Origin of the sequence: Kribbella sp. NPDC049584, from assembly GCF_040675555.1 — a bacterium.
Classification (GTDB): Bacteria; Actinomycetota; Actinomycetes; order Propionibacteriales; family Kribbellaceae; genus Kribbella.
Window position 1 is genome coordinate 24556 of the sequence record NZ_JBFAPF010000003.1, and the last position, 21585, is coordinate 46140.

31 protein-coding genes are annotated in these 21585 nt (G+C 66.9%); 19 read left to right on the forward strand and 12 right to left on the reverse strand.

Translation table 11 applies throughout. From position 1 onward, the window contains the following. Positions 1–5 precede the first annotated feature (5 nt). From AB0J62_RS11825 to AB0J62_RS11835, 3 genes are all read left to right on the forward strand, one after another. Positions 6–656 carry an SDR family oxidoreductase gene (locus AB0J62_RS11825; protein ID WP_363867851.1) on the forward strand — a complete coding sequence of 217 codons (651 nt, stop codon included), beginning with the start codon at positions 6–8 and terminating at the stop codon, positions 654–656. Between the two features lie 38 nt (positions 657–694). After that, positions 695–1123: an OsmC family protein gene (locus AB0J62_RS11830; RefSeq protein ID WP_363867854.1), complete on the forward strand. Its 429-nt coding sequence runs from the start codon at positions 695–697 to the stop codon at positions 1121–1123. Between the two features lie 81 nt (positions 1124–1204). Beyond that, positions 1205–1654, forward strand: coding sequence for a helix-turn-helix domain-containing protein (locus AB0J62_RS11835; RefSeq protein WP_363867857.1), 450 nt, complete (start codon positions 1205–1207; stop codon positions 1652–1654). On the opposite strand, the gene AB0J62_RS11840 is transcribed toward AB0J62_RS11835, so the two are convergent. Genes AB0J62_RS11840 through AB0J62_RS11850 form a run of 3 tightly spaced genes read right to left on the reverse strand, consistent with a single transcriptional unit; the run spans position 1643 to position 3744 of the window. After that, entirely contained in the window at positions 1643–2428 is a 786-nt protein-coding gene (locus AB0J62_RS11840) for a sugar nucleotide-binding protein (protein WP_363867860.1), read from the reverse strand. The two genes, AB0J62_RS11835 and AB0J62_RS11840, sit on opposite strands and share 12 nt — an antisense overlap. Next, positions 2425–3264, reverse strand: coding sequence for a hypothetical protein (locus tag AB0J62_RS11845; protein WP_363867863.1), 840 nt, complete (start codon positions 3262–3264; stop codon positions 2425–2427). Before AB0J62_RS11845 ends, AB0J62_RS11840 begins: the two co-directional genes overlap by 4 nt. A 12-nt stretch (positions 3265–3276) precedes the next feature. Further along, positions 3277–3744 (reverse strand): Lrp/AsnC family transcriptional regulator, encoded by a 468-nt coding sequence (locus tag AB0J62_RS11850; protein ID WP_363867866.1) that lies wholly within the window; start codon positions 3742–3744, stop codon positions 3277–3279. A 93-nt stretch (positions 3745–3837) separates the two neighbouring features. Between AB0J62_RS11850 and AB0J62_RS11855 the strand changes: the two genes are divergently transcribed. Further along, entirely contained in the window at positions 3838–4686 is an 849-nt protein-coding gene (locus AB0J62_RS11855) for a TIGR03619 family F420-dependent LLM class oxidoreductase (protein ID WP_363867869.1), read from the forward strand. Continuing rightward, on the forward strand, positions 4676–5101 hold the full coding sequence (locus AB0J62_RS11860) for a nucleoside deaminase (RefSeq protein ID WP_363867872.1): 426 nt from the start codon (positions 4676–4678) through the stop codon (positions 5099–5101). Before AB0J62_RS11855 ends, AB0J62_RS11860 begins: the two co-directional genes overlap by 11 nt. Positions 5102–5105: 4 nt before the next feature. Here AB0J62_RS11860 and AB0J62_RS11865 read toward each other — a convergent pair whose 3' ends face one another. Next, positions 5106–6011 (reverse strand): toxin-antitoxin system, toxin component, encoded by a 906-nt coding sequence (locus AB0J62_RS11865; protein ID WP_363867875.1) that lies wholly within the window; start codon positions 6009–6011, stop codon positions 5106–5108. A 95-nt stretch (positions 6012–6106) separates the two neighbouring features. Here AB0J62_RS11865 and AB0J62_RS11870 point away from each other — a divergent pair, with 95 nt between their 5' ends. Further along, the gene (locus AB0J62_RS11870) at positions 6107–6541 is read left to right on the forward strand and encodes a GNAT family N-acetyltransferase (protein WP_363867878.1); all 435 of its coding nucleotides are present in this window, start codon (positions 6107–6109) and stop codon (positions 6539–6541) included. Here the strand turns inward: AB0J62_RS11870 and AB0J62_RS11875 are convergent. Further along, positions 6523–7470 carry a WYL domain-containing protein gene (locus AB0J62_RS11875; RefSeq protein ID WP_363867881.1) on the reverse strand — a complete coding sequence of 316 codons (948 nt, stop codon included), beginning with the start codon at positions 7468–7470 and terminating at the stop codon, positions 6523–6525. The two genes, AB0J62_RS11870 and AB0J62_RS11875, sit on opposite strands and share 19 nt — an antisense overlap. A 108-nt stretch (positions 7471–7578) precedes the next feature. Between AB0J62_RS11875 and AB0J62_RS11880 the strand changes: the two genes are divergently transcribed. The 4 genes from AB0J62_RS11880 to AB0J62_RS11895 are packed head-to-tail and all read left to right on the forward strand — an operon-like array spanning position 7579 to position 9973. Continuing rightward, entirely contained in the window at positions 7579–8529 is a 951-nt protein-coding gene (locus tag AB0J62_RS11880; protein WP_363867884.1) for a WYL domain-containing protein, read from the forward strand. After that, positions 8529–9074 (forward strand): alpha/beta fold hydrolase, encoded by a 546-nt coding sequence (locus AB0J62_RS11885; protein WP_363867887.1) that lies wholly within the window; start codon positions 8529–8531, stop codon positions 9072–9074. Before AB0J62_RS11880 ends, AB0J62_RS11885 begins: the two co-directional genes overlap by 1 nt. Further along, positions 9074–9364, forward strand: a complete 291-nt coding sequence (locus AB0J62_RS11890) for a DUF1905 domain-containing protein (RefSeq protein WP_134100295.1) — start codon at positions 9074–9076, stop codon at positions 9362–9364. Before AB0J62_RS11885 ends, AB0J62_RS11890 begins: the two co-directional genes overlap by 1 nt. A gap of 60 nt (positions 9365–9424) precedes the next feature. Then, positions 9425–9973, forward strand: coding sequence for an isochorismatase family protein (locus AB0J62_RS11895; protein WP_363867892.1), 549 nt, complete (start codon positions 9425–9427; stop codon positions 9971–9973). A gap of 41 nt (positions 9974–10014) precedes the next feature. Here AB0J62_RS11895 and AB0J62_RS11900 read toward each other — a convergent pair whose 3' ends face one another. After that, positions 10015–10947, reverse strand: coding sequence for an aldo/keto reductase (locus AB0J62_RS11900; protein WP_363867895.1), 933 nt, complete (start codon positions 10945–10947; stop codon positions 10015–10017). Between the two features lie 70 nt (positions 10948–11017). Here AB0J62_RS11900 and AB0J62_RS11905 point away from each other — a divergent pair, with 70 nt between their 5' ends. Further along, positions 11018–11845 (forward strand): phosphotransferase, encoded by an 828-nt coding sequence (locus AB0J62_RS11905; RefSeq protein ID WP_363867898.1) that lies wholly within the window; start codon positions 11018–11020, stop codon positions 11843–11845. Here AB0J62_RS11905 and AB0J62_RS11910 read toward each other — a convergent pair. Together AB0J62_RS11910 and AB0J62_RS11915 are read right to left on the reverse strand one after the other, a co-directional pair. After that, positions 11838–12398 (reverse strand): isochorismatase family cysteine hydrolase, encoded by a 561-nt coding sequence (locus tag AB0J62_RS11910; RefSeq protein WP_363867901.1) that lies wholly within the window; start codon positions 12396–12398, stop codon positions 11838–11840. The two genes, AB0J62_RS11905 and AB0J62_RS11910, sit on opposite strands and share 8 nt — an antisense overlap. 85 nt (positions 12399–12483) lie before the next feature. Continuing rightward, a complete protein-coding gene (locus AB0J62_RS11915; protein WP_363867904.1) occupies positions 12484–12915 on the reverse strand; it encodes a MarR family transcriptional regulator in 432 nt (143 codons plus the stop codon). A gap of 90 nt (positions 12916–13005) precedes the next feature. Here AB0J62_RS11915 and AB0J62_RS11920 point away from each other — a divergent pair, with 90 nt between their 5' ends. Next, positions 13006–13752, forward strand: coding sequence for a methyltransferase domain-containing protein (locus AB0J62_RS11920; protein WP_363867909.1), 747 nt, complete (start codon positions 13006–13008; stop codon positions 13750–13752). On the opposite strand, the gene AB0J62_RS11925 is transcribed toward AB0J62_RS11920, so the two are convergent. After that, positions 13714–14193, reverse strand: a complete 480-nt coding sequence (locus AB0J62_RS11925) for an NUDIX domain-containing protein (RefSeq protein ID WP_363867912.1) — start codon at positions 14191–14193, stop codon at positions 13714–13716. The genes AB0J62_RS11920 and AB0J62_RS11925 overlap by 39 nt on opposite strands. 58 nt (positions 14194–14251) lie before the next feature. Between AB0J62_RS11925 and AB0J62_RS11930 the strand changes: the two genes are divergently transcribed. Genes AB0J62_RS11930 through AB0J62_RS11940 form a run of 3 tightly spaced genes read left to right on the forward strand, consistent with a single transcriptional unit; the run spans position 14252 to position 15872 of the window. Beyond that, positions 14252–14647, forward strand: coding sequence for a tautomerase family protein (locus AB0J62_RS11930; protein ID WP_363867915.1), 396 nt, complete (start codon positions 14252–14254; stop codon positions 14645–14647). A gap of 5 nt (positions 14648–14652) precedes the next feature. Further along, positions 14653–15138 (forward strand): NUDIX domain-containing protein, encoded by a 486-nt coding sequence (locus AB0J62_RS11935; protein ID WP_363867918.1) that lies wholly within the window; start codon positions 14653–14655, stop codon positions 15136–15138. Beyond that, positions 15138–15872: a DUF3626 domain-containing protein gene (locus tag AB0J62_RS11940; RefSeq protein WP_363867921.1), complete on the forward strand. Its 735-nt coding sequence runs from the start codon at positions 15138–15140 to the stop codon at positions 15870–15872. The genes AB0J62_RS11935 and AB0J62_RS11940 overlap by 1 nt, the downstream gene beginning before the upstream one ends. On the opposite strand, the gene AB0J62_RS11945 is transcribed toward AB0J62_RS11940, so the two are convergent. From AB0J62_RS11945 to AB0J62_RS11955, 3 genes are read right to left on the reverse strand one after another with little or no spacing between them, the layout of a single operon-like run. Continuing rightward, the gene (locus AB0J62_RS11945) at positions 15843–17087 is read right to left on the reverse strand and encodes an RNA polymerase sigma factor (protein WP_363867924.1); all 1245 of its coding nucleotides are present in this window, start codon (positions 17085–17087) and stop codon (positions 15843–15845) included. The two genes, AB0J62_RS11940 and AB0J62_RS11945, sit on opposite strands and share 30 nt — an antisense overlap. Next, positions 17084–17407: a YciI family protein gene (locus tag AB0J62_RS11950; protein WP_363867927.1), complete on the reverse strand. Its 324-nt coding sequence runs from the start codon at positions 17405–17407 to the stop codon at positions 17084–17086. The genes AB0J62_RS11945 and AB0J62_RS11950 overlap by 4 nt, the downstream gene beginning before the upstream one ends. 52 nt (positions 17408–17459) lie before the next feature. Next, positions 17460–17789 (reverse strand): YciI family protein, encoded by a 330-nt coding sequence (locus AB0J62_RS11955; RefSeq protein ID WP_363867930.1) that lies wholly within the window; start codon positions 17787–17789, stop codon positions 17460–17462. 140 nt (positions 17790–17929) lie between these two features. On the opposite strand from AB0J62_RS11955, the gene AB0J62_RS11960 reads away from it, so the two are divergent. The 4 genes from AB0J62_RS11960 (at position 17930) to AB0J62_RS11975 (ending at position 21522) form a co-directional block, all read left to right on the forward strand. Continuing rightward, the gene (locus AB0J62_RS11960; protein WP_363867933.1) at positions 17930–18754 is read left to right on the forward strand and encodes a GNAT family N-acetyltransferase; all 825 of its coding nucleotides are present in this window, start codon (positions 17930–17932) and stop codon (positions 18752–18754) included. A gap of 41 nt (positions 18755–18795) precedes the next feature. Beyond that, entirely contained in the window at positions 18796–19590 is a 795-nt protein-coding gene (locus AB0J62_RS11965) for a GNAT family N-acetyltransferase (protein ID WP_363867936.1), read from the forward strand. A gap of 149 nt (positions 19591–19739) precedes the next feature. Next, positions 19740–20693 carry a phosphotransferase gene (locus AB0J62_RS11970; protein WP_363867939.1) on the forward strand — a complete coding sequence of 318 codons (954 nt, stop codon included), beginning with the start codon at positions 19740–19742 and terminating at the stop codon, positions 20691–20693. 94 nt (positions 20694–20787) lie between these two features. Next, positions 20788–21522: a class I SAM-dependent methyltransferase gene (locus AB0J62_RS11975; RefSeq protein WP_363867942.1), complete on the forward strand. Its 735-nt coding sequence runs from the start codon at positions 20788–20790 to the stop codon at positions 21520–21522. The last annotated feature ends 63 nt before the right edge of the window (positions 21523–21585 follow it).

Here is a 21585-nt window from a genome sequence, read left to right on the forward strand (position 1 = left end):
CAGGTATGCGAGTCGTCATTGCAGGTGGACACGGACAGATCGCGCTGCGGCTGACGAAGCTGCTGAGCGGTGACGATCACGAGGTGGTCGGGCTCGTACGCAACCCGGACCACGAGGCCGACATCGCCGCCGCCGGCGGACAGGCCGCCGTGCTCGACCTTGAGCAGGCGGACACGAGCGCGGTCGCCAAGGTCCTGGCCGGCGCGGACGTCGCGGTCTTCTCGGCCGGCGCCGGTCCGGGCAGCGGGAACGCGCGCAAGGACACGGTCGACCGGGGTGCGGCCGTCCTGTTCGCGGACGCTGCCGAGCAGGCCGGCGTACGGCGTCACCTCCAGGTCAGCTCGATGGGCGCGGACCGTGCCGACTCGCTGACCGACGACGAGACCTTCACGATCTATCTGAAGGCCAAGTGGGCGGCCGAGCAGGACCTGCGGTCGCGGGATCTCGACTGGACCATCCTGCGGCCGGGCAGTCTGACCAACGACCCCGGCACCGGGAAGGTCTATCTCGCCGACAAGACCGGCAACGGCCGCGTCAGCCGCGACGACGTCGCGCTGGTGCTGGCCGGACTCTGTGACACCCCGGCCTCGATCGGCCGGACGCTCGAGCTCATCGCCGGTGACACGCCGGTGAACGAGGCCCTCGAGTCCCTCTAACGTTGCCACAAGCAACAGAATGTGACGGTTCCGGGAAGATGGCAGACACACTGCGCCAGGTGACCTTCGAGCGCGTGACGAACAGCAGCTACGAGGTGCGCAACGTCCGCGGCGGCACGATCCGGGTCGGCTCCGGCGGTGCGGACACCGACTTCACCCCGGTCGAGCTGCTGCTGGCCGCGATCGGGACCTGCTCGGCGATCGATGTCGACGTCGTCGTGAGCCGGCGCGCGGAGCCGACCGAGTTCCGGGCTGTCGTGCGCGGGGACAAGGTGCGGGATGCCGACGAGGGCAACCGGATGGAGAACCTCGCGGTCGAGTTCGTCGTGCACTTCCCCGAGGGTGAGGACGGCGACAAGGCCCGCGAGGCGCTGCCGCGGGCGGTGAAGATGTCGCACGACCGGCTCTGCACGGTCAGCCGGACGGTCGAGCTCGGCAGTCCGGTGACGACGACCGTCAACGACTGACGACCTCGTGGCCGCGCGGCGCTTTGGCGTCGCTCGGATGCATCTGTAGCGATGTATCTGAACTGATGTAGATTCCGGGTTGTGAACGGTGTGGAGCTCTTCCTGCTCGGACGGGCGCTGATGAAGATCGGCGAGGACGCGTTGCCGGAGCCGCCGGACGGAGCGGGGAAGTACGCCGGCAGCGCGCGGATGGTGCTGATCGTCGCGAGCGATATCGCCGGGCACCCGGAGAGCGCGGTGGGGGAGATCGCCGCGCGGACCGGTCTGCCGCAGAGCCAGGTGTCGACCGCGATCGCCCGGCTGAAGGAGGCCGGCTCTGTCATCACGACCACCGATCCGGCCGACCGGCGGCGCGCCCTGGTCAGCCAGGCTCCCGATGTCTCGGACCGGCTGGCCCAGGTCCGCGCCACCACGATCGAACCCGCACTCGCCAAGGCTCTCGGCACCGACGACCCGGCCCGGCTCGCCGAGGTCTCGAACGCGTTGGAGCAGCTCGCGCGCGACCTGCTGCCGAACCGGTCAGGCGGCTAGGAACTCGCTGGCCGCACGGAGGCGGGTCCGCAGTACCGCCTGAGTCCGCCTGCTGTCGAGCTGGATCTCCGACGGTTCACCGGGGATCGAGGGGAGCGCCTCCGGGTTGAGCCCGTCGCGGATCGCGATGAGCCGGCCTAGCTCGAGGCGGCTCAAGGCCTCGGGTCCGGCGACATGCGTGATGCCGTTGACGTCGGACCTCACCAGTTCCAGCAGCGCCGACGCCAGGTCCGTGACGTAGATGGGGCAGCGGATGTTGCCGGTGTAGAACGCCCCGGGTTCGCCGGCGGCCAGCCGTCGTACGCGCTGCTCCTCTACCGAGCGGCCGTCGGACCCGACGATGAGCGACGTACGCGCGATGACCGCATCCGGGGCGATCGCGTGGACCGCTGTCTCCGCGGCAGCCTTCGCGGCGCCGTATGGCGTGATCGGGCACGGCGCCTCGTGCTCGTGGTACGCCGTTTTGCGCGGGCCGAACACGACATCGGTCGAGACGAACACGAGCCTGGCGGTGTCCGCAGCCAACGCGACATTGACCGCGCCGTGCGCAGTCGTCGCCCAGTCGTCCTGCCGGTAGGCGGTGTGGATGATGCCGTCCGGACGGACGCTGCGGATCACGTCCCGCACCTGGTCGCGCCGTCGTACGTCAAGCTGCACTCCGCCCGGCAGAGCTTGGGAGTGGTACGCCGGTACAACGTCAATCGCTTGTTTTCCGGCGCAGAGCAGGAGTTCACGCCCCAGGAGACCGGTGGCCCCAGTGACGAGCAACCTCACCCCACAACTCTATGACGTTCCAGCCGCCACCCGGCAGTCCGCGTGGCGCGTTTGACCTCGCCGACCGTTCGGACCTTCCGCGGCGTCATCCACGACTGCGACGGCTTGTGCAACATCCACCCGTCGCCGATGGTCAACGCCGCGTGCTGGACCCGCGATGCGGTGTCGCGCCAGACGAAGACAGTGCCCGGTACGTCGTCCCGCCCGCCGCGCTCCGTGTGGTCCGCGAGCCACTGCTCGAACGGCTCGCGCAGCATCCACACGCTGTCCGCGCCCTCGACTCCACAGGCCGCCATGACAGTCCCGAAGCAGTTCGGCCCACTCCCTTCCGCAAACGTCCCCGCCAACTCTCGCACCCGCTCGAGCTGCTTTGGCCACGTGCGAACCTCCGCGTGCCTGCTAGGCCCAAGGTCCTCACTGACGATCTCGGGCAGCACGTTGCCGGGCTCGGTCAACAGCGACTTCCACCAGACGAACCGATGCCCGTCCGCCTGCTGCCGCATGCCTGGCCCGAGAACACCCGCCCACTTCCGGACCGTCGGTACCGAGCCACGCCCGTAGCCGACCTGCGCACGCACCAGCGCGGCACGGGTCGCCTTCGGCAGCTCGCCGTACGCCGCCTCGCTCAACCAGACGGTCCGCGCAGCGCGCCGGTCGATGTTGTAGGTCCGGTAGGTGTCACGATCCTCCGGTGTCGGCTCGCGGTCGTCAGGCTCGAGTTTCCAGTCGGTCGTCTGCTTCTTAGTGACGAAGAACGGCTGCTCGTCCGGTGCCAGCCAATCCACCCATCGGTCCAGCAGGTCAGGCGAGACGTCGATCCCCAGGACAGTCGGCACCCGGCAACGCTCTCATTCCCGGACGGACTGGGTCACCGGCTTTTCCGGTCCGCGGTACCGCTGGGTCTGCGAGTAGACCAGGTTGGTCGTCGTACTCCCGAAGTCGGTCAGCTCGTTGACGAGCTCCTCCAGGTGCGGCATCGACGCCGCCGCGACCTTGAGCGTGTAGCAGTCGTCGCCGGTGGTCCGCAGGCACTCGAGGATCTCGCGCCGTTCGGCGAGCAGCCGATGCAGCGGTTCGTGCTTGTTGCCCGGATACTTCAGCCGTACGACGGCCAGCACCGGGTAGCCGACCTTGGTCAGATCGACCTCGGCGCGATACCCGGTGATGACACCGATCGACTCGAGACGGCGTACCCGCTCGGTGGTGGCCGATGCGCTGAGGCTGACTCGTCGACCGAGCTCGGTCAGCGAGATCCGGGCGTCCTCCTGCAGTTCGCTGAGGATCGCCCAGTCGGTCGAATCGAGAATCTCGGTCACCTCGCCAATCTACCGGCGATTCCCCGGCGCGAGGCGCCGTACGCCGGGAGGAATCTCTTCAGAACGCGGTGGCTGCCTGGATAGCCTGAGGGCGTGGAACTTGGCGTGAACGTGCCGAACTTCGGCCCTGGAACGAATCCGGCCCGGCTGCGCGACTGGGCGCGTGTGGTCGAGGGCCTCGGGTACGACCTGCTGATGATGTCCGACCACGTCGTCATCACGCCGGACGTGGCCGAGCAATACCCGGCACCGTTCTACGAACCGTTCACCACGCTGAGCTGGCTGGCCGGCATCACCGAGCGGGTCCGGCTCGGGACGACCGTGCTCATCGCGCCGTACCGGCATCCGTTGCTCGTGGCAAGGATGGCGGCGAACCTCGACCAGCTCAGCGGCGGCCGGCTCGTGCTCGGCGTCGGTGCCGGCTGGGCGCAGCAGGAGTTCGAAGCGCTGGGCGCCGAGCATGCCCGGCGCGGACGCGACACCGACGAACTGCTGGCCGAACTCCGGCGCGCGTGGGCCGACACAGCCGACTACGGCGTCAGCAACATCCCGATCTGGGTCGGCGGCAGCAGTCCGGCAGCGCTCCGCCGTACCATACGGTTTGGTACGGCGTGGCATCCGCTGCGTCAGCGCCTCGACCAGATGCGCTCGGGGCTGGATCAACTGCGGACCATCGCCGCATCGCTCGATCGGCCGGTTCCCGGGTTCGCGCCGCGCATCCTGCTGCGGCTGACGGACAAGCCACTGCCTGACGACGACCGAGTCGCCGGCGAAGGCACGGTAGAGCAGGTCATCGAGGACCTCGACGTACTGCGGGAGCTCGGCGCGCAGAGCGTCGTACTCGATCCCTATCAGGGCGACCCCGACGAGACGGAACGGCCCGAGACGGCCTGGCGGATGCTCGCGACAACTAGAGAGTTTTGGAGACGACGTGACACCTGAAGCCGAAGAATTCCTGCGCCGCGCGATCGCACTGGCAGCGGCGGCGCGCGAAGCAGGCGACCCACCGTTCGGCTCGCTGCTGGTCGGTCCGGACGGGAACGTGCTGGCCGAGGACCACAACACCACCATCAGCGAAGGCAACATCAGCTTCCATCCGGAGCTGAAGCTCGCCGTCTGGGCCGCACAGCACCTGTCGCCCGAGGACGCGGCCGGCACGACTATGTACACCAGCTGCCAGCCGTGCGGCATGTGCACCGGCGCGCTCGCCCGTTCCGGGCTCGGCCGGGTGGTCTACGCGTTGTCCGGCGAGCAGCTCGACGGATTGAAGTCCACCGGCAGCTTCCCCGCCGTACCGCAGGAAGGACCTGCGCTGTACGACGAGGCGCGCGTGCCGGTGGACGGGTACTACGTCTGAGCTGCTACTTCACCGGGGTCAGGCAGAGCGTGTACTTGGTCGAGCGATGCTGGTAGACGTACGACGCCTCGGCACCTTCGAACTGGTCGCATTGGCTGTCGTCGGTCGAATCGTCGATCTTGCCGACGATCTTGTACTCGGCGTCGGACGACGTGCAGTCGACCACCTTCACGTCCGGGTTCGGCGAGGTGCCCTTGTTCACCACGCACGCGCCGACGGTGGCGTCGTTCGCCTCGGTCGAGTTCAGGTTGGTGAACACGATCAGCGCGATCACAGCGATCGGCACCAACAGCATCAGGATCGCCGGACGCTGGAACAGCGGCTTGCCCGGATCCATCGGCCGACCCGGGCCCGGCTGCGGCTCCGGCAGGTTCTTGAACTTCTGCATCGGGCCGATGTTCATCAGCATCGTGATCGGGTTGATGATCGACGAGCCGACACCCCACCAGCCCTGCCACAGGCTCTTCGAGGTCATGTCGCGGACCGACGCGATCCCGCAGGTGCGGCAGAACGGGCCCTGCAACTTCAGGAACCGCATCAGGATGATCAGGCCCTGGTGACCGCGCACGGTCGCCTCGGCCGCCGGGTAGCCACCACAGAACCGGCAGGTCAGCTGGCCCTGCGGCGCGAACGACTGCTGGGCGCCCTGCTGCGGGAACGACTGGCCGAACTGCGGCTGGGTCGGGTACTGCCCCGGCGGGAACTGAGCCTGCTGCTGGGGCGCCTGCTGATACGGCTGGCCGTGGTACTGCTGCTGACCGGGGTACTGGCCGGGTTGCTGGCTGGGGTACTGGCCCGGCTGCTGCTGCTCAGGCTGGGTGTACTGCGGGAACTGCTGCGGCGGCGGACCGTAGCCGGCCGGCTGACCTTGGTACGGGTTCTGCGGCGGCTGGGGAGGGGATGTGGTCACGAATGGTTCCTGAGGCTTCGTCGGGACACGCTGAACCATCGCACCTTACTCACCTCAATGGTCCATTCGGCCGTTGATATGCCACAGTTCGCCGCATGCTGACCATCGGCCCTCTGACGTCTACCGACCGTGACACCTGGCAACGACTCTTCGCCGGCTACAACGAGTTCTACGGACGCACGATGCCGGACGAGTTCTTCGACCAGGCGTGGACCAGATTCCAGCAGGACGTCGAAGTACACGCCCTCGGTGCACGGTTGGAAGGTCACTTGGTCGGCATCACGCACTTCCTGACGCATGCGAGCACGACCGCGCCGGACTCCTGCTACCTGCAGGACCTGTTCACCGCCCCCGAGGCACGCGGCCAGGGTGCGGCCCGAGCGCTGATCGCCGCGGTCACCGACTGGGCGCGCGAGCAAGGCTGCGGCCGGGTCTACTGGGCGACGCACGAGAGCAACACGACCGCCCGCCGGCTCTACGACCAGGTCGCCGAGAACCGCGGCTTCATCCTCTACACGATCCCGCTGTAGCGGTCCGTGAGCTCGCGGCCGAGACGAGCCAGTTCGGCCTGCACCTCCGGCGGGTCGAGCACCTCGATCGACCCGCCCCAGCCGGCCAGCTCCTGGGCGATCATCAGGGGAGTGGGCGCCGTGATCTTCAGCCGGACCCGATCGCCGTCCTCCCCGTCGACCTCGCAGTTGCGGCCGAGGCGGTCCTGCATCACCCAGACGTTCCGTTGGTCCATCAGGACCGTTGCCGTCAGCCCCGATCGCCGTTCCTCCATCCGCTCGACGATCTCACCCCAGGCGGTGGACAGGTCGAAACCTTCCGGTCGCTCGAACGTCTCGTCCGTCGCCTGAGCCGCCACCACACGATCGATCCGGAACGTACGTTGGCCCCGGTCGGTCCAGGCGATCAGGTACCAGATGTCGTCCTTGTCGACGAGTCCGAGCGGATCGACCATCCGCTCCGAAGGCTGGTGCCCACGGCCCGAGTAGACCAGTCGCACCCGGTTCCGGCGTACGACGGCGTCTTGCAGGCTGCGTACCAACTCCGGGCGCTCCTTCACGTGGGCGCCCCAGCTGGCCGGATCGATCACGACAGCCTCGGCCGCAGCCTGGGCGTGCTCGCGGAAAGTGTTGGGCAGCGCGCGTACGAGTTTGCGGAGCGCCGTCTTCGCCTCGGGTGCGATCGACGCCGCGGGGCCGACGAGGAGGAACAACGCCTGCGCTTCTGTTGCCGTGAGCCCGCTCAGGTCCGTGCGTGCACCGCCGACCAGTTGCCAGCCGCCGTTGCGGCCGGGCTGTGGATAAACCGGGATGCCGGCCGCCGACAGCGCCTCGAGATCGCGGCGCGCGGTCGCGACCGAGATCTCCAGCTCCTGCGCGACGTCGGCCGCGGTCACGCGGCCGCGGGCCTGCATCAGCAACAACACCGCCACCAATCGATCTGCCCGCACGCTCCGATCGTCGCAGACAAACTGCTCGTCTCGTGAGCACTACTGTCTTTCTGTCGGACGTGCACGCTAGCCTCGGTTCCGGACGGACACCTTCCGGAATGGTGAGCAATGGCGTACGACGTGAGCCCGACAGCCCGGACCTTGATGGTCCTCGAGCTGATCCAGAACAGCCCCGGCATCACCGCCGACCAATTAGGGGACAAGCTCGGCGTCTCCGAACGAGCGGCCCGCCGGTACGTCGCGATCCTGCGCGAGGCCGACATCCCGATCGAGTCCGTCCGCGGCCCGTACGGCGGGTACCGCGTCGGCCGCGGACTGCGGCTGCCACCGCTGATGTTCAGCACGACCGAGGCGCTCGGCCTGGTGATGGCGGTGCTGGAAGGACCGCGCGGCGCCGCGGACCCGGTCGAGAACGCGCTCGGCAAGATCATCCGCGTGCTGCCCGAGCAGATCGCCCGCTCGACCGACGCGGTCCGCCGGGTGAGCGCCCGCGGCCCCGACCCGGGCGCCCGCACGCCGGAGCCCGAGATCACGGCCGCGCTGGTGTCGTACAGCACCGAGTGCCGGCAGGTCCGCATCCACTACCGCCGCCACCACGACAACGAGTGGGCGATGGAGGTCGACCCCTGGGCAGTCGTCGTACGCCGAGGCCGTTGGTATCTCCTGTGCTGGTCCCACGCCAAGGACTCCCAACGCGTCCTCCGCGTCGACAAGGTCACCAAGGTCGAGCCCCTCACCCAGGACTTCACCCCACCACCCGACCTGGACCCACTGGCCGCCGTCGAAGAGCACCTGGCCCTCGGCTGGAAATACCCCATCGAGGTCCTGATCGACGCCCCCCGCGCCGACGCAGCCTGCTGGATCCCACGCTCCATGGGCCGCCTCGAAGCCATCGACGAAACTCACACCCGCCTCCTCGCCAGCACCGACGAACCCGACTGGTACGCCGCCCAACTAACCGCCATCCGAGCCCCTTACAGGATCCTCGGCAGCCCTGAAATCCAGGCCGCCTCCCAAGCCCTGGGCCAACGCCTCATCACAGCAAGCACCCTTGGCTGATGCGGCTCAACACCGTGAGGTGGGGCTCCGGCGATCGCGTCGCGCTCCTCGTCCACGGGATGCTCGGCAGCGCCGCGCAGTACCACCAAGTCGGTCCCGCACTCGCTGAGCGTGGCTATCGGGCGATCGCGGTCGACTTGCCTGGTCACGGCGACTCTCCAGCAGCGCCGGACGCCACGATGGACCTCTTCGTGGACGCCGTGCTCGAGTCTGTCGACCACAGGCCGTCGCTCGCCATCGGCCACTCGCTCGGCGCCGTCGTTCTGTCCCATGCACTACCTCGGCTGCGTCCGGCGCGAGTCGTCTACGTCGACGTACCGTTCGACAGCCCGTCGGGAGATCCGCCGTCCGTCGATCTTCGGGAACGATTCACCGCAGCTCGGGCCGCCCGTACCGAGCAGCATCTGCGCACCAGGCACCCAGGCTGGTCCGCTGATGACTGCCGGCTGGGATTCTCGGTCCGCTCTGTCCGTGGTGCGGGGCATTGTGTCTGGTACGGGTTCCTCGATGACTTCATGGCAACGCTGGACGCGTGGGAGGCGTGATGGATGGGGTCGAGTTTGCTGGGGAGATTTGGTATTGGCGGGGACCGGCGCCTTGGTACTTCATTACGGTGCCGGAGGAGGAGTGTGCGTACTTCGAGGCTGAGTCGAGCTTTGTCAGTTACGGGTGGGGGATGATCCCCGTCGTCGCGGAGATCGGTGGGACGGCGTGGGACACGTCGATGTTTCCGAAGGACGGGCGGTACCTGCTGCCGGTGAAGGCATCGGTGCGGCGGGCCGAGGATCTCGACGACGGTGACGTGCCGACCGTGCGGTTGCGGCTGCGGGCCTGAAAACTGTCGGCGGTCGGGTCTAGCGTTCTGCGGTACCTGAGCGATGGGGAGGTAGCGGAGATGTCAACGCTGGCTGATCGGCCGAACACGGCCTTGTTGGTGGTCGACGTACAGAACGGTGTCGTGGCCGAGGCGCACGAGCGCGATCAGGTCGTGGCCAACATCAGCACGCTGGTCGGCAAGGCCCGCGCCGGCGGCGTCCCGGTCGTGTGGGTGCAGCACTCGAGCGACAACCTCGTGAAGGACAGCGACGAGTGGCAGCTAGTTCCTGAGCTGTCCCGGGACGGCTCCGAGGCTCTCGTCCACAAGACGTTCCCCGACTCCTTCGAAGCGACCGACCTCGAGGACGTCCTCGCCCGCGCCGGCATCGGCCACCTGATCGTGAGCGGCGCCCAGACCGACGAGTGCATCCGCTCCACGATCCACGGCGCCTTCGTCCGCGGGTACGACGTCACGCTGGTCGGCGACGCGCACACGACCGAGAACCTCTCGGAGTACGGCGCTCCGACGCCCGACAAGGTGATTGCCCACACCAACCTGTACTGGCAATACCATCGGGCGCCGGGCCGCACCGCCGCCGTACAGCAGACCGAGGAGGTCACCTTCTAGGCGACCGCCGGGGCGACGACTGCCACCCCGGCGCAACTGATTCAGCCCGAGACGGCGTCGAGTACGGCGAGGTCCTCGGGGGAGAGGGTGATGTCTGCCGCCATCAGGTTCTCCTCCAAGTGCTGCCGGCTCGACGTGCCTGGAATCGCGAGGACGTGCGCGCCCCGGCTCAGCGTCCACGCCAACCGGATCTGCGCGGGCGTCGCGCCATGGCGATCCGCGACCTCCTGCACGGCCGCGGACTCCGGCACCCCGCCGGCCTCGCGCGACTCCGCGGTCAGCGTGAAGAACGGCACGAATGCGATCCCCAGTTCGCCGCACACGCCCAGGATCTCGTCATTCACCCGCCCGAATCCCACGCTGTACCGATTCTGCACCGCCACCACCGGTGCAATCTCCCGCGCCTCGTGAAGATGCTCGACCCGCACATTCGACACACCGAGGTGCCGAATCATGCCCTTCGCCTGCAGTTCGGCCAGTACGCCGAAATGCTCCGCGATCGACTTCATCCCGTGAAGCCGCAGATTGACCAGCTCCAGCACGTCCACCCCGAGCGCCCGCAGATCACGCTCCACCAGTGCCGGCAACTCATCCGGCCGCGCCAGCCCGTCCCTCGTCGGCCCCACCTTCGTCGCGACCACAAACTCGTCCGGGTACGGCGCGAGCGCGCGGCGGACCACCTCGTTCGCCCAGTCGAGGCTCTCGAACGACGTCTGTCCAGCGCCGCCGTGACTCGGATAGAAAGCCGCGGTGTCGATGTGGTTCACGCCCAGCTCGACCGCGTGCCGCAGCAGCGCGACTGCTCGCTCCTGCAGGTCCGCCCCGTCAGGGCCGGCTCCGGCAAGACGCTTGGTGCCGAACCCGATCCGCCGTACCGCAATGTCCCCGAGTTGCCAGAATTCGCCGGACTTGCTTTCCGCAATTCCTGATGATAGGTTTAATGGTAGAGACGTATTTACCTGTGAATTCTGCATTCGGCCAGGATAAATCCTCGATGGACATTCGTCCACCTTTCCCGCACATTTTCTGCGTTATTCTGCGCGCGTGGGACTCACTGACAGACAACAAGCCCTCCTCGACGCCTGGCTGCCGTCGGCCGAGCTCGTCAAGGACCACAGCTGGGGTCTGATCGGCACCCTCGTGCTCGAGCTCATGCACGACGGTGAGCGCTACATCGCGAAGGCCGGCGACGCGGCCGATCACCACCTCGCGCGCGAGATACGGGCCCACCGCAACTGGCTGACCCCGTGGGCCTCGCAGGGGAGAGCACCCCAGTTGGTCCGCGCCGACGACGACGCCAAGCTCCTGCTGACACGGTTCCTGCCCGGGGAATTGGTCGAGGGCACGCCTGCCGAATGGGCCCCCGCGACGTACGACGAGGCTGGTGGGCTGCTGGCTCAGTTCCACGAGCAATCCGCCGTACCGGACGATGCCTACGAATCCCGAGAGAACCGGCGGACGCTCGCCAACCTCGGCAAGACGCACCGAATCGCGCCCGACCTGACTGAACGTCTGCAAGCAGAGATCGCTGGCTGGCCGACGGCGCCGGCGATTCTCGTGCCGACCCACGGCGACTGGCAGCCGCGCAACTGGCTGACCGACCACGGCACGATCCGCATCATCGACTTCGGCCGAGCCGACCTCCGCCCGGCGTACACCGACTTCGCCCGCCTCGCGGCTCAGCAGTTCCGCTCGAACCCGGAACTGGAGGCGGCCTTTCTGAGGGGCTACGGCTCAGACCCACGCGAACCGGACGCATGGCACCGGGCCCAGCTCCGCGAGGCCGTCAACACCTGCATCTGGGCCTACGAGGTCGGCGACGAAGCCTTCGAGCGACAGGGCCACCGCATGATCTCGGAGGCCATCAGCTAGCGACAGCCGCGACCCACTCGTCGATCGACACGACATCGGCCTGCCGCGGGAACACCTTCTCGGTCAGCACGCGATGGACCTCAGGATCGGAGTCACGACAGCCGTCCTCAAGGACCGTCAGACGGAAGTCGAGGTCCGCCGCCTGGCGCAACGTCGACAGTACTACGCCGCTCGTGGCCAAGCCGGTGAGGACGAGGCTGTCGATGTCGCCCGACCTGAGCACCACGTCGAGGTCGCTGCCGGCGAACGCGCTGACGCGCTTCTTCGTGATCACGATGTCGCCGGGCAGTGGCGCGACGTCCGGGTGGATCGCGACGTTCGGGTCGCCCTCGGCCATGCCGGGGCCGCTGGAGATCGCGCTGAACGACTTGTTCCGCGGGCTGATCTCCGGATGGCCGGCGCGGAAGCCGACGACCACGTAGATCACCGGGATCCGCGCTGCGTGCGCGGCGTCGATCGCGCGACGCAGGCCGACCAGATAGTCGGTCTCACCCGCGATACGCCCCACGATCATTTGCTGTACGTCCATCACGAGAAGAGCTGTGTTCGCCATATCGATGGTCCTTTCAGGCATTGTGGTGCGCGGCCGCGCAACGCGGAGGCGGTTGCGGCTGGCGCGCGTCTGTTCTGCTGCTGGGTCAGAGACGCTCCGACAGCCGGTCGAGCAGGGTTAGCAATTGCTGCAGCTCGCGTCGCTCCGCGGGGCTGAACTCTTCCTCGATGGCCGTCGCGAGGCGTTGCCCGGAGAACGAACGGCGATCCGCGGCCATCTTGCGACCCACGGCCGTCATCGCGATCACCGCGCGACGGCGATCGGCGGCATGCGGCTCGCGGCTCACCAGTCCGCGTTCCTCGAGGGCGGCGAGGGTGACTGCCATGGCCTGCGGGCGTACGCCCTCTTGCTCGGCCAGGGCGCTGGGGGAGGCGGGGCCGTCGCTCTCCAGCCGGGCCAGCACCGAGGACTCGGAGAGAGCCAGGTCGCCCACGACGTTCTTCGCGGCGCGGAGCTTGCGGGCGATGCGGCCCACGATCAGCCGGAGCGCGGCCGCGTCCTCAGCAGGTGTCGTCACAGATGCTAACGGTACATTAATTAATTCACCGTAACTACTTGGCCTCGAAACTCCGTTGTCGGCGCTCCGCGACGCTGGCATGGTCGCCCCATGTCCTCAGCACTCGATGCGCTCATCGTCGACCGGTATCCGCGGTCGAACGCCTATGACCAGCAGTGGATCGTGGACAACCTCATGGGTCCGCATCCGCTCTGGAGCGCGGAAGGCCTGATGGAGGCGATGACGCTGGAGCCGGGCATGCGGGTCCTCGACCTCGGTTGCGGTACGGCGCTGACGTCGATCTTCTTCGCCCGCGAATACGACGTGGAGGTGTGGGCCACCGATCTCTGGGTCGACCCGACCGAGAACTGGCGACGAATCCAGGACGCCGGCGCAGGCGACCGCGTCCACCCGATCCGGTCCGACGCGCACAAGCTCCCGTTCGCCCATGACTTCTTCGACGCGATCGTCAGCATCGGCGCCTTCAACTACTTCGGCACGGGTGCCGACTACCTCGCCAACGTCACCCAATTTCTCCGTCCCGGCGGCACGCTCGGCGTCATCACGCCCGGCATCCGTACGGCGCCCGCCCTCACCCTCCCGCCGTACCTGGAATCCCGCTGGGGCTCCGACCTTTGCACCTGGCTCCCACCCGATTGGTGGCAACAACTCTGGCAACGCACCAACCTGGTCAGCGTCGAAACCGCCGACTTCCTCCCCAATAGCTGGTCCGACTGGCTTCTCTGGTTGAAAACCTGCGCCGAAGTAGGCCGCGGCTACAAACCTGACGAACAAATGCTAGAAGCCGACCAGGGCGACCTACTCGGCCTCACCCGATTGGTTGCCAGCCTCAATTAGTCTAACGAGACGGCTTTGCAGATCGGCTGGATAAATGTCGTCCAGTTCCTGCGCGTCGGCCCAGCGCAACTCGAAATGATTGATCGGACAATGCTCGACAGCCTCATCGCCGGAAAGTCGCGGTACGCCGCTCACGTCGGCCGTAAGGAAGTAGTACGCCGGCCGGCCGTTGTGCGTGCCCGTCCACAGCAACCGGGCCGCGGTCGCGGTGAGAGTTGTCTCCTCCTGGAGTTCGCGGATTGCGGCCGCCGCGGCCGACTCACCCGGTTCCACGTGACCGCCGGGGAGTACGGCGTACCGGTGGCCGTCGCACCGCGGTCCGGGGGCAGCGGCGTACTCGCACATCACGCACTCGGCGGAGCTGCCGAGCCGCAGATAGCGCTTCACGACCAGGACCTTGCCGGCTTCGACGACGATCGCGGCGCCTCGTGGGATCTTCATGAGGGAGCAGTGTGGTCGCAGCCACCGACATATTCGCGCTAGTGAAAGGATCCGTTGCATGCCGAGCACGATGATCGAAGTCCGTCGGGAGTACTCCGAGGCGGAGGAGGTTGCGCTGATCGACGCCGTGCACGATGCGGTGGTCGCCGGGTTTCAGATCCCGCCGCAGGACAAGGACGTACGGCTCGTCGTCCACGCGCCGCACCGGTTCGCCTGCTCGCCGCGGTTGAACCAGCCGGAGTACTTCACTCTCGTCACCATCGACTGCTTCGCCGGGCGCTCGATCGACGCCAAGCGCACGCTCTACACCCAGCTGATCGCCAACCTGAAGCCCTTCAACATCCCCGCGGACCACGTCACGATCCTCATCCGAGACCACCCCACCCACAACTGGGGCCTCCGCGGCGGCCACCCCGCCTCCGACCTGGACCTCGGCTTCAACATCAACGTCTGACCAGGATGACGCTGCGCACGACGCGCCACCTGACGTCGGTCTTCCTGCTTCATCAGGGGAGTGTGCTCCTCCTTTACCGCCGCGGATCCCGCGCGATCGCCGACTCGTGGGTCGGCATCGGCGGGCACGTGGAAGCAGGTGAGCTCGACAACCCCACTGGTGCCGCGTTGCGGGAGCTCCACGAGGAGGTCGGGGTTGCCGCCGACCACCTCGACAACTTCAGCCTCCGGTACGTCGCGATGCGAGACACCGGCACCGAAGTACGCACGACGTACTACTTCACCGCCGACCTCCGCACCGGCTCACCGATCCCGACCGAATGCACCGAGGGCGATCTCCGATGGTTCGAGCTCACGACGGACCCGTCGACGCTCGAGATGCCGCCGACGGCTGCGGTCGCGTTCGCGCACTGGTTGGGCGAGGGTCGGCACGATGAACAACTCCGGTTCATCGTGCTCGACGCCGACGGACATGTGACGGGACCAGGCTGATGATCACCCTGCATTTCCATCCCAATTGGCCGCATGGGGATCGGATGGTGATTGAGTCGATGGTGAGGGATGGGTCTTATCGGTCGCAGTTTGTCACCGGGATTTCCAACGGGGGATTGACGGCTTTTGAAGGTGGTGATCGGTGGCGATGGGAAAGCCGGTTGTTTGCCCGCGAGTACGATGCGCGACCGGCGGCGGCTCGGCCCGTTTATGGGGTGTGGAATCGGCGGGAGGATGTCTACGGCGGTGGCATCCGGTTCGGGTCGTCGTATTTTCGGTTGAAGCCTGAGGCGGTAGAGCGCGCGACGTTCTGCTTTCCGGATTCTGCGCGGGATCCGAAGCACTTCGGCGACAAGAGTCTGCTGGAGCATTTGTGCCGGCTGGCAGACGAGTCCGGCGACGACGATCTTGACGAGTACGTCGAAGCGCACGTCCATGGCGGCGTACGCTTCGACACCCATGTGGACGCACTGGTGCTCGACCCGTCGTTCATCGGCACACGGGTCGAGCAGGCCGCACAAAGGCTCGGTTGTGCGGTCGAGTATCACCCGGGATTTCGGGCTACAGCCGACGAATTCGACCCGGCGTACCGCGGACAGCACATCGTCGACCTGGCGCGGACGCTCGGCCCAGAGTTGACCCCTGAGTTACTCGGTCGCGCCAAGCACCCCGAGCGGCAATCGATCAAGCAGGTCTGGCATTGCCTAGCTCGCTTCGGAAGGGCCGGCGGCTAGCTGGTCGCGGCGGCGGATGAGGTACGCCGTCTCGGCAGTGTTGCCGGCCAGCTCGATCGCCTTGTCGTACGCCGCCCGCGCCTGCTGGCTCTGACCCATCCGCCGCAGCAGATCGGCACGCGTCGCGTGGTACGCGTGGTACCCGTCCAGCTTCTCCGAGAGCCGATCCACCGTCGCCAACGCCACCTCCGGCCCGTCCAGCTCAGCGACCGCGATCGCCCGATTGAGCTCGACGATCGGTGACGGATCCACGCGGACCAACTGACCGTACAGCGCGACCACCTGCGACCAGTCCGTGTCACGCACATCCCGTGCAGACGTGTGTACGGCGTTGATCGCCGCGAGGATCTGGTACCGCCCCGGAGCGACCCCGGCCGCCAGCCGTTCGCGCACCAGCCGATGCCCCTCGGCCACCATCGCGGCGTCCCACGAGCCACGATCCTGCTGATCCAGCGGCACCAGCTCGCCGCTCGCCGACACCCGCGCCGTACGACGAGCCTCGGTCAGCAGCATCAACGCCAGCAACCCGGCCACCTCACCGTCGTTCGGCATCAGAGCACGAATAAGCCGCGTCAGCCGGATCGCCTCCGACGTCAGCTCGTGCCGCACCGGATCCGTATCCGGACCGGTCGCCAGATAGCCCTCGTTGAACACGATGAACAGCACAGTGAGTACGCCGGACACGCGCTGGGGGAGGTCCTCCGCATCGGGCACCCGATAGGGGATTCGTGCCGCCTTGATCTTGGCCTTCGCACGGGTGATCCGCTGTCCCATCGCGGTCTCCTGCACGAGAAACGCACGCGCGATCTCGGGCACGGTCAGACCGCCGACCATGCGCAGCGTCAGCGCGACCCGGGTCTCCATCGAAAGTGCCGGATGGCAGCAGGTGAAGATCAGCCGGAGCCGTTCGTCGTCGATCACGCCGAGAGGCTCGGGCGGGTCGTCGTACGCCATCTGAGCCTCCTTGTGTTTGTCGTCGCGCTTGTTCTCGCGCCGGAGCCGGTCGATGGCCTTGCGGTTGGCGGTGGTGGTCAGCCACGCGCCGGGGTTCGGGGGTACGCCGATGTCCGGCCACCGTTCGACGGCGGTCGCGAACGCTTCGGCGGCGGCCTCCTCGGCAATGTCGAGGTCACCGAAACGCTTGGTCAGGGACGCGACCACCCGCGCCCACTCCTCGTGGTGGACCCGCGTGATCGTCTCCTCGACATCGCTCACAGGAACGGCCGCACCTCGAGCCTGCGGTTGCACGCCTTCGACGCCTCGGTCACGAGCTCGCGCGCCGCGTCGAGGTCAGCGGCCTCCATGATCCACAGGCCGGCGACGTACTCCTTGGACTCCAGATAAGGCCCGTCGGTGAAGATCGCGTCGCCGCCGCGGTTGTCGACCACGGTGGCCGCGCTCGGCGCCGCGAGACCACCCGCGAAGACCCAGTTGCCGTCAGCGATGATCCGTTCGTTGAACGCCGTGATGGCGGCCATCTCTTCCGGAGTGGCCGAATTGGTCTTGTCGTCGAGCACAGAAACCAGAAACTGCATCACACATCATCTCCCGTGGTGAATTCTTCGGAAACGGTATCCGGTCGGCGATTCATTCGTCCGCGAACGGGCGTACTTCGAGCTTGCGATCGCAGACCCGTGAACCTTGCGCGGCGAGCTTGAGCGCGACGTCGAGGTCCGGCGCCTCGACGATCCAGACGCCGCCGAGGTACTCCTTCGACTCCAGATAGGGCCCGTCGGTGAAAATCGCCTCGCCGGCGCGGTTGTCGACGACGGCGGCTGTCGTGGGGGAGTCGAGTCCGCCGACGAACACCAGGTACCCGTCGGTCCTGAGCCGCTCGTTGAACGCGTCGACGTCGTCCGAACCGTGCGCCGCGTTCGCAGTACTCTCGTCGTCGATCACAGAAATCAGGTACTGCATCCCGCATCAGCTCCTCAGCCGTAGCGCTCCTCGGTGGCCCGCTCACCCCTTCCACGAACGCCTGCACACCGATCCGACAATCTTCTTCGAAGAAAGTTTCCGCGCCGGGGGAGAGCCGCATCCTTGGTACGTTGCCCGCCATGACCGACCCCATCAGGACCGAGCGGCTCGTACTGCGTGAACCCGAGGCCCGGGATCGTACGGCGGTCATCGAACTCTTCACGTCGCCGGACGTCGGCACGTATATCGGCGGCCCAAGAGACCGCGACGAGCTCGAACGCGTCGTCCCGGAGTCGCCGGAGAAGCGCCCCGGTCTGTTCGTCGTCGACCTCGACGGGCAGATGATCGGCATGGTCACGCTGGACCCTCGTGACCCGAGCCGACCGGGCGCGGCGTCCACGGAGCTCGGCTACATGTTCCTGCCCACCTCCTGGGGCCACGGGTACGCCGCTGAGGCCTGCGCCGCCGCGCTGAATTGGTACGCCACCGCGCGTCCCGGCGACTCCGTAGCGCTGACTACCCAAACCGCCAACACCCGGTCGCTGCGTCTCGCCGAGAAACTCGGCTTCACCGAGGTATCCCGCTTCCACGAATACGACGCCGAACAATGGCTGGGGGTGTGGTCGGCCCCTCATTACAGCGGTGATGACTTCTACTGCGATATCGCGATCCCGGATCCGAGCCGGCTCAACGTCGTACACGAGGACGAATTGGTTCTGGCGTTTCATCACACGCGGCCGTTCTGGGAAACGCATATCGTCATCGTGCCGAAGCGGCATATTGCGTCATTGACCACGGTGCATTCGTCCGACGAGCAGGTGATGCGCCGGTTGTTCGAGGTCGTTCAATCGATCGCGGGGGAGACGGAGAGGACGACCGGGGCGGCCGCGGTGTTGACGAATCTCGGTGAGTACCAGGATTCGAAGCACCTGCACATTCACGTACACAGCGGGGCGCGCCGATAAACTGCGTGCGTGGTTGCCGGTCCGTGGTGTTGGATCGATGCGTGTCGATCACGTTGGAGACCGCGACTGTTGATTCGCTGGACCAGGTTGTTGAGGCCGTTGCGTCGTGGCAGCAGGATGGCGGGTCGGTTCAGCTCCATCCGGGGGACCTGGGGTGGAACTCGAGCTTCGGTGCGGACGCGCTGGCGAGGTCCTTGCGGGTGTGGCGCCGTGATGGCTTGATCCTGGCCGCCGGGATGGTCGAGGACGGACTGATCCGTATGGCGCTCGCGCCGGCTGTCGACCGGGACGAATCCTTCGCCGTCGAGTTGCTGGCCGATCTGTCCGATCCGGAGCGTGGGGTGCTGCCAGCCGGCAGCGCGAGCGTCGAAGCTCGGTACGGCGCTGCGTTCCGTGCGTTGCTGCACGAGAACGGTTGGGTCGCGGACGAGTCGTGGACGCCACTGCGCCGCGATCTCAGCGAGAAGGTGGAGGGTTGCGGCCTCCGAATCGAGGTCGTCGACGAGAACAATGCTCCGGAGCGGGTCGCCGTACACCGTGCCTCGTTCCCCAACTCAACCCTCACTCTCGAGCGCTGGCGGGCAGTCGCCGCGTCCCCGCCGTACCGGAGAGCACGCTGCCTGCTCGGCTACGACGCCGACGACGTCGCAGTAGCTGCTGCGACAGTCTGGTCAGCCGGTCCCGGACGCCCCGGCCTGCTCGAACCATTAGGCGTCCACCAAGATCACCGCGGCCACGGCTACGGCAAAGCCATCTCACTCGCCGCAGCCGCCGCACTACAAGCCCTAGGCGCCTCCAGCGCCACCGTCTGCACCCCAACCACCAATACCGGCTAGCGGCGTACGCCTCAGCCAGCTTCAAAGAACTCCCACCCACCACAGACTTCCGCCGCAAACCCTGAATACGTTGATGTTCTTGGTCGACCGTCCCGAGGAGCACCGCGATCACCCGATCAACATCGTTTGTCGAGCCGGATAGCGATCCGGTGCTGCTGAGGATCCTGGCGGCCGCTGATCTGCCGGCAACTGGGCGTTTCGTACCAAAGGCGGGCTGGGTCAGCCGGGCGTGGGTGGGTGACGAGTACGTCGTACGACTGAACAACGACCGACGATTCAGCGACGCGTATCGGCACGAGGCTGCAGTCGTCGACCTGCTCGCCGGTAGCGAGGTCCCACACGCACGGCACGTCGCCCATGGCGACGGCCCGGACGGGCCGTGGTACGTCTCCGAACGGTTGCCCGGCCGAACCCTGTACGAAGCGTGGCCGGCGGCGGATTCGTCCACGCGCCAGGCAATCATCGAGAGCCTGGGTGCTGCGTTGCGGGCTCTGCACCGGGTTCCTGCTCCGGCAGATCTGCTGCCGCCCTGGCTGGCCAGCGCCCTCGCCGGCAAGCCATGGTCTGCGTTCCATCCACCCGTAGTGGGTGCGGCGCTCCAGCAGGTCGAGGCTGCCCAGCGTGTGCGCGGTCCTGACTCGCGCCTGCTCGCCGATGTTGCCGAATGGGTCCAGGAGCGGCTGGCATTGTTCGCCACCGACCGACCCGCCCTCGTCCATGGTGATCTACATGGGTCCAATCTGATCGTCGACCAAGGACGCGTCACCGGTCTGATCGACTTCGCCGAGGCGTTGGCTCAGCCAGCCGATGTCGAGCTCGACACCATTTTGCGCTGGTGCGCGAAGGCACGAGAGTTCCCACCGACACCCGACGAACAAGGGCTCGATGAGACCACACTCACCGAGGTTCCCGGATGGCTGCACGGCGCGTATCCGGAGCTGTTCGAGCGCGAACATCTGCGCGAACGGTTGAACTTCTACGACATGTACGGGGAGCTCACGCTCTACGCACACCACCCCCATCCAGACGAACGCACGGCGGCGCAGGACCGCATCGCTCGTCTGCTTTCCGGCCATAACCATCTCGACGAACTCGTTTGGTAGGTGGCCTTCGCACCTACACAGGACATCGTGAGCTGCGCCCGCGGTAGGTTAAACGGCTGTCCCTACCTATCTGTCGTCCGAGAGGTGTGATCGCATGTCCAGGATCAGTAACTCAGAGGCGATCGCAGCATGGTCGGCTATGCCGATTGACGCGATTGAGGCGTACGACGATCAGGGCGACTTTTCCAAGCGCCATCTGATGAATGGGAACCTGCTCCGAATGCTGGGCCCTCTCGGCGGTCGGAAAATCCTCGATGCAGGAAGTGGCGAAGGCTATCTGAGCCGGCTGCTGGCCGAAGGCGGAGCTGAGGTGGTTGGTGTGGAGCCGGCGGCCGCGCTGCTTGCGCGCGCTCAGAAGATCGAGCAGGAGCGGCGACAGGGGATCAGGTTCGTGCAGGCTGATCTCTCGACGTTGCCGGACGTCGGTCAGCCGTTCGATGCGGTGGTCTGCAGCATGGTGCTGCTCGCCATACCCGCCTGGCAGTCGGCGATGGCGGCGTGCGTCGGCGCGCTGAAGCCGGGCGGCCGATTCGTGTTCTCGATCACTCATCCGGCGTTTGAGAATCTCTACCCAACGTGGCGGGATCACGGTCATTACCAACTTGATCGGTACCTCGATGAGTACGAGATAACAGGGGGCTATGCACCCGACTTCCACCGCCCGCTGTCGGCCTACATCAACGAGGTCATCAGTCTCGGTTGTCGAGTGACTGAAGTGTGCGAACCGAGACTGGATCCACAGGTCGCCCGAGACAGCGGAATCGACGCGCTCGAGTCCTACGTCGCCCTGCCGAACTTCCTGATCATCAGCGCCGAACGCGACAGATGAGCGCCGATCGCCCCCGCCGCTGTCTGACCACCGCGGGGCAAGAAGTCGTCCAGCGTTGTGCGG